The 6,634-nt window shown below is 66.1% G+C and carries 5 protein-coding genes and 1 pseudogene; 3 read left to right on the top strand and 3 right to left on the bottom strand.

Annotated features, from left to right (window positions below; genetic code table 11):
* Nucleotides 1–95: 95 nt before the first annotated feature.
* From AC4HOU_RS11670 to AC4HOU_RS11660, 3 genes are all read right to left on the bottom strand, one after another.
* Entirely contained in the window at nt 96–731 is a 636-nt protein-coding gene (locus AC4HOU_RS11670; RefSeq protein WP_490724479.1) for a hypothetical protein, read from the bottom strand.
* Nucleotides 732–1,003: 272 nt separating this feature from the next.
* Entirely contained in the window at nt 1,004–1,390 is a 387-nt protein-coding gene (locus AC4HOU_RS11665) for a hypothetical protein (protein ID WP_490724478.1), read from the bottom strand.
* Nucleotides 1,391–2,894: 1,504 nt separating this feature from the next.
* Nucleotides 2,895–3,290, bottom strand: coding sequence for a hypothetical protein (locus AC4HOU_RS11660; RefSeq protein WP_490724477.1), 396 nt, complete (start codon nt 3,288–3,290; stop codon nt 2,895–2,897).
* 12 nt (nt 3,291–3,302) lie between these two features.
* On the opposite strand from AC4HOU_RS11660, the pseudogene AC4HOU_RS11655 reads away from it, so the two are divergent.
* From AC4HOU_RS11655 to AC4HOU_RS11645, 3 genes and pseudogenes are all read left to right on the top strand, one after another.
* A pseudogene (locus AC4HOU_RS11655) lies at nt 3,303–3,737 on the top strand (toxin glutamine deamidase domain-containing protein); the annotation flags it as partial.
* 94 nt (nt 3,738–3,831) lie between these two features.
* Nucleotides 3,832–4,377: a hypothetical protein gene (locus AC4HOU_RS11650; protein WP_490724476.1), complete on the top strand. Its 546-nt coding sequence runs from the start codon at nt 3,832–3,834 to the stop codon at nt 4,375–4,377.
* 455 nt (nt 4,378–4,832) lie between these two features.
* A complete protein-coding gene (locus AC4HOU_RS11645; protein WP_280498532.1) occupies nt 4,833–6,632 on the top strand; it encodes a glycohydrolase toxin TNT-related protein in 1,800 nt (599 codons plus the stop codon).
* Nucleotides 6,633–6,634: the final 2 nt, after the last annotated feature.

Here is a 6,634-nt window from a genome sequence, read left to right as displayed (position 1 = left end):
GCGCCAAACAATTCGCCACCGACTACACCACCGAAGTCGCCTCCGACATCGGCTCCCAAGCCGCCATGGCCGCCATCACCGGCGAAGAATTCGAACTATCCGCCGACACCTTCACCAGCGCCGCCGCCGGCGCCGCCCACAACCAACTCGACAGCGGCGGAAACAACGGCGGAGACGAAGCAGGCGGCAACGGGCCCGGCGGCTCCGAGAACGACCCCGACTCCGGGAACAACGACCGCGAACCACAGAACAACGACAACTCCGGCCGCGGGGACAACAACGGCGACCGCGGCGGCAACGACGGCGACCGCGGCAGCAACAACGGCGACCGCGGCGGGAACCAGAACCCCGCCAACAACAACACGGGCAACGACGGCGGCTCGGACAACCCCGACGGCAACAACACTCGCAGCGGCGACAACACACCCGACAACACCGACAACCAACCCAACCAAACCACCCCCGCCAACGCCACGAGCACCGACGACTCCAACAACGGCAACGGCAACGGCAACGGCAACGGCAACGAGCCTCCCGCCGACACCGATCCGGCAGCCACCGGCGACCCGGCCGACACCGGTACCGACAATCCCGGCCAGCAGTCCCCCCAAATCTCTCCCGCCGGCAACGAACCACCTGCTCAGCCCCAGCAGGCCGCAGCGGACGACCCGGGCAGCCAGACCACCGGCGACAACGGCCGCAGCGGCGATGAGCCGTCCACCGGCGGCCAACCGAACTCGCTCGACCTGCCCACCCAGGACTCGCCCGGACCCGAATCCGCGCAGCCTTCCCAGGACCCCACGTCCCTCGACCTGCCCCCGCAGGACAACCAGCCGGGCGTCCCCCAGCCGAGCCCGCTCGACCTCCCCGACCAACCCGCGTCCCCCACCACCACCGACCCGAGCCCCATCGATCTCCCGGACCAGGGCCAGTCCACCGCACCCGCGAACCCGGATTCGAGCCCCCTCGACCTCCCGCCACAAGATCCCGCGCCGAGCGCACCTCAGACCCCACTGGACCTGCCGGTCCAGACCACCGATTCCAATCCCCAGAGCGCGCCGACCCAGGACTCCTCCAGCGAGTCGGGCACGGGCACGGGCACGGGCACGGGCACGGGCACGGGCACGGGCACACCGTCGAGTCTGGGCACGCCCACGTCAACCACCGGATCCACGACCACCCCACCCCAGTCCGCATCCCAGCCGGACAATTCCACCGGACCCAACCGCACCCCACCGACGAACGACGACCCCACCGCCCAACCGACCGTCGGCGCACCCGTCACCGCTCCCACCGCACCAACGAGCACCACTGCGGCAGCTTCCGCCACCGCACCACCGCTCGATGGGACGACCCAGCCCACCACCACACCCTCTGCGAACACCCCCAACTCGGCAACCACCCCGCCGGCCAACCCCGCCACCCAACCGGCCCACACCCCAACCCCCACAACCCAACCCGGCCCGAGCCCGCAGAGCGGCCGACCCTCTTCCGCGCGACCCGCTCCGACCTCGAACGCAGCCCCCACCTCCCCCGGCCCGAACCCGAACGACGGCTCTCCCGCTCCCCACACCCCGGAGCCGGACCACAGCGCACCTCAGTCCACCGCCCCTGACTCCGATGCCGGCCGAACCACGCCCGCGAACCCCACCGATCCCGCGCCCCACCGTCCCGGCTACGACCCCACCATCCACAAATACGTAGCCCACTTCAACGACGGCCGCCCCATCCCCCGCGACCCCTTCTTCGCCGGCGAATACAACCCCCACATCGGCCGCTACCAACCCACCGAAGCCGAATTCCAAGCCGAACGAGCCCAACTCGCCGCCAACCCACCCGAGACCGCGTCGCCGCCCGAGCAACACCCGCCCGCGTCGGACCACACCCGCCCCGATCCGACAGCAACCAACTCGGAGCCCACCGCACCCTCTCGCACCGAACCCGGCGACTCTTCGGGCTCCACTCCGTCACTCAATGACGGCGTCCCTGCCACCGGAGCACCAACAGACACCGCCTCAGCCGATCTCCACGATTTCACCAACCTCGAAGCCCACCGGGCACGCACCCAGCTCCCGAGCTGGTGGCCCAACCCTGCCCGGGACCAAGCGAACAGCGCCCCCGACTCCACCGCCCACTCTCCGAGCCCCTTCCCTCCGAACCAGCAGCGCCCGACCCCGACCTTCCCGGACGCCCGCGCCCCCGAATCCACCCCTCCTCCCCACCACACCCGCAGCGAATCTCCTTCGACTCCAACCCGGGACCGCCCCGCCCCCTTCGCACCAGCCCGGCCCCACACGACCGATCCCAACCACGGGTCGGCGTCCCACAACCAGCCCGCGAACAACCTGTCGTACCCATCGACCCCCGAATCTACTGCTCCGGCAGTTCATCCCAACGGCACCAATACAGCTGCCCAAAGCACGCCACATAACCCGACCACACCCCCATCGACAACTCCTCAGAATTCCGCCCTCACCCCGGATCAGCCCCGTGAAAATCGCGCACCCGATCCGGGCCGCGCGAGCAACCCGAGCCACAATCCGGCAGGCGCACAACCTTTTTCGCGTCATCCGCAGCTCAACACGCCGCCTCGCAACCAGCCACCACGACAAACACCGGCCGAACAGGCGCGCGCTGCCCGCGAGTTCTTCCGCAACCAACCGCCGATCGATGGTCGGACCACACCGGTAGCGGCAACCGGCACCCGCTACACCGGGGGGCGGCCTTCCTACGACGTACGTCGCCATCGCCTCGCATCCGGCGAGCACGTCTCCGTGGTCACCATCCGTGTCCACCTCACGCCGGGGACCGGAGTGACGCCAGATGACATGCGTCGGCTCATGGCCAGAACCGAGCAAGCGGTCGACCGGTCCTTGAACACCGCACCCCAACTGCTAAGTCACGACCGACTCCTCGTCGACGTCGTCTTCACCGACGACCCCTCCGATGCGCACCTGCGAGCCGATACGAGCCACCGACATCAGGGCAATCGCACTACGTGGTCGCTCAGAGATTCCGAGCAGGCTCTCACTGACAACATTCGCCAGCATATGGGCCTGATGCCCACCGCAACCGGCGCAGATCCCACGCTTTCCCCGGACGAACTGCGCCAGATCAGCAATGACATCGCCTCGGCAAACACCGGACCCCGGTTCAGCAATCCGGCTGACACCAGGATCGAAGGCCCACTCCGCCTGGACTACATCGAAAGCCCGCAATTCCAGGCTGATGTCGAAGACTCCCTGCGCGATGGAAACCAGTTCACCACGGGCGCGGACCCCCGAACCCATCCGTACGGCAGGTTGATCAACGACGGCGGCCCCGACTTCCGAGGACGTAGCAATAACTGCCTCGACTGCGCTGTGTCAGCGCTGTCCTCGTTCTATGGGTCACCCCAGGTCTCCGCACCCAGGTTTCCTGATCGGTTACCCGACGGCAGCATCGACGAGCAGGGTGGCGAGCGTCACGGGCCGCAACGAGCCGCGCGTTGGCTCGGAGGCGCGTGGAGTACCTACGAAAGCACCAATCAATCCATACCTGAGCAGTACGCGTCTCTGCACGCGTACATCACGTCCCTCGGACCTGGATCTTCCGCGTTGGTCAACAGCTACTGGCCCTCGCTGGATGACAACGGAAACTGGGAGTTCGACGAGAATGGTCGACCGGTAATCGACGGTGGGCACTCTACTGTCATCGTCTTCCCGCCTGGTGCCAGCGGACCGGTGTGGTGGGATCCTCAGCACGGCACAACGTCCGACTCCCCACCCGCGTCGCTATATCAAAACGCATGCTCACTGATCTTCATCCCAATTGATGCAAATGGAGGACCACATGCCGGAAACATTGGAAACGCGGGAACAAGTTCGGGAGTACCTGGCGAGGGCGCTCCGAACGGATCGCAAATTCCGGGTACTGCCGACCCAATACGCCTGGGTGGCACAGGGAGTCCTGACACCGGAGGAGAGAGCGAGCGGCCAGGGAGTGGGCCTGGGGAACTACGTGGTCAACCGGCAGACCGGAGTGATAACGGCGCACTCGAGTCTGGCACCCCAGACGATCGGGGAAATGTACGACGAAGCGATTCGGACCGGCCAACCGGTGCGGGGCTATCAGGTCTACCCAGCGACATGGAGGGTGCACATCGAGCGAACGAAGGAGACTCCCGCGGAGATCGAGTATCAGCTGCGGGCCGAATCACTGACGGTGCCGCCGACGGAGCCGCCGGTCCAACGCCTGCTCACGATCAACAAACAGACCCTCAGCTATCACACGGACACCCGAGCAACTCACGTGACGTGCCGCGAAGCGATGGGCTGGGCGGAAGCCCGCAGTCGTCAGAACGGGACCTGGCCACCGACCGGGACATTCGAGTTCTAGAGGACGCATCTTCTCCTGCGTCGGCCGCGCAGGGTTCCCAACCGGCCGCACCCACCGAGCACAACACCACCGCAGGGCCGAAGCCGGCCGAGCCGCCAACCAGCAGCGCCTCAGCCGAGGCAGCCCGGCCCGGCCCCTCCCACACCGCGCCTGCACCGAGCACCACGCCAGGAACCGACGTACCACCCAGCCGCGATCGCGCGGAAGGCAGACTTCCTGACGCGCCGCCTCGAGTCGAGCGAAGCCATTCCACACGTCGGACGGACGAGTCAACTCCACGCCGCGACTCCGGCCCTGAGATGCCTGCCAAGACAGCCCCGGCATCACCGGCGGACGCTCGAGAATCCGTCGCACCGGTTGCGGGCCAGTCCACACCGGACCCATCACTTCCGCGCGAGCAATACTTCCAGCCGAATGGTGACCCGGTACCGACGGACGACTTGGTGCATCCGGACATGGATGCAGCCGAGCTGAAACGCCTGAAAGAGATCCAGGAAAGTCTGAACAAGAGCGCGAGTGACTACCGGGACAGGACCGGTGCGTGGCCGCCGACTGCACCGGGCGTCGACCGCGACCACCCTGCCGTCGAGTCGCTGATCCCGGATGGCTTCGATCCGTACCATGGTCTCGGTCGCGACGCGTGGATGGATTCGATCACCAATCCGGATGGCAGCCTGATGTGGGCGGATAAGACCACACACCCCGAGGGCTTCCTCAGTGCGACCGATCGACACCCGGTGGTCCTGCCGGTCGGTGAGGTGATCGACCGCTTCGGGCCGCCGGTGGGCAGGTTCACCTCGCCGCCCGGCGTCTCGTATCCCGAACGTGCGCTACCCCCGACCAACCTCGATAACGGGTACCACCAATACGAGGTGATTCGCCCTCTGCCAGTCTGGCGAGGACCGATCGCTCCGCAAATGGGAGAGGCAGGGCTCGGCACCCAGCACTATTTACCAGTATCGGTACAGGCTCTTATCGCGGGCGGATATCTACGAGAGGTCCCCCCAACACCGTTGGACATGAGTGCGCCCGGCAGTAGCCACGACTTTTCGACCGCAGAAGATTCCGGCAGCGGTTCCGAATCGGGCTCGCAGGCGCAGACCCATCCGTTCGACGACGGCCATCCCGGCTTCTCGCTCATGGACGAAAACGATCGGTTCTACCGATACGCGCGCGAGCTGGAACCGCTACCAGGTCACTACGACGTGATTGCTCACGGCACGCCGAACTCGATCTCCATGGACACCACGGACGGCAGGCCCATGACTCCGCGCGAGTTAGCGAACCTGATCCGCCATCGCGCAGACTACGAGCCCGGCACTCCGGTCCGTCTACTGTCATGCAACACGGGTCACCTCGACGGAAACTTCGCCTCGCGGCTCGCGCGCTGCCTCAATGCCCCGGTCGTGGCGCCGGACGGGTATCTCTACATCAATGCATCCGGGGAGCTGGGTGTGGACCGAGCGCTTCGCCGCACCCTCCACCCGTCGCGAGTCCCGGATCTGCCCAACACATTCCATCGGTTCCATCCAGATGGGCGAGTGGAAGAGTTAGAACGATCCGATGTCGCGGGCACACAACCGGAGGCCGGCAACACCGCGACACATGCATCGTCGTCACCAACAGAAATTCGTCCCGTTGGCGCGGATCCCTCCGAAGCACTCCGGCCGACACCTCCCACGGCGGTTGCCGCAGCCACAGAGCAACACTCGCCGGGTACATCGCCGGAACCCACCGACCAACCGGCCAGCTCGAACTCCCCCAGGCCGTTTTCCAATGTCGACCACCTAGGTAGCCCGCTGCCCGCTGACCGCACCCCTGCGCCGGACGCACAGTACTCGGAGCCGACGGGTTCCGAATGGGATGCCGTACGCACTGCCGCAATCGAGATGGCTGATCGCATGCCGCGGCCGCCAAAGGAAGGTGATCCGCGAATGGCAGCTGCCCTACAGTTGCCGGATGGCACAATGTTCTCGGGCGCGAGCAACAGGTCCATCGACATCACCGAGTTCCCCGAACTCGAAGCTGTAATTCAGTCGATCCCTGCGGAGAACCAGTCTCAGTTCGCATGGCAATGTGCAGAACTAGACTGCATAACCCAAGCACTCAGAGCAGGCTACAAGCTCTCGGACCTGGCAGGGGCAATGAGCTCCGCCGCCCAGATCAGAGGCCGAAACTCGTCGAACCATGGGAAATGGCGACAGCCATGCCTGGGAGACTCTTACCTTCTGGGACTACTCGAGATCAGGTGGTAGAA

It is taken from the genome of Nocardia sp. JCM 38205 (assembly GCF_058222935.1).
The sequence above is the reverse complement of the archived record's forward strand: the minus strand, read 5'-3'. Positions and strand labels throughout refer to the sequence as shown.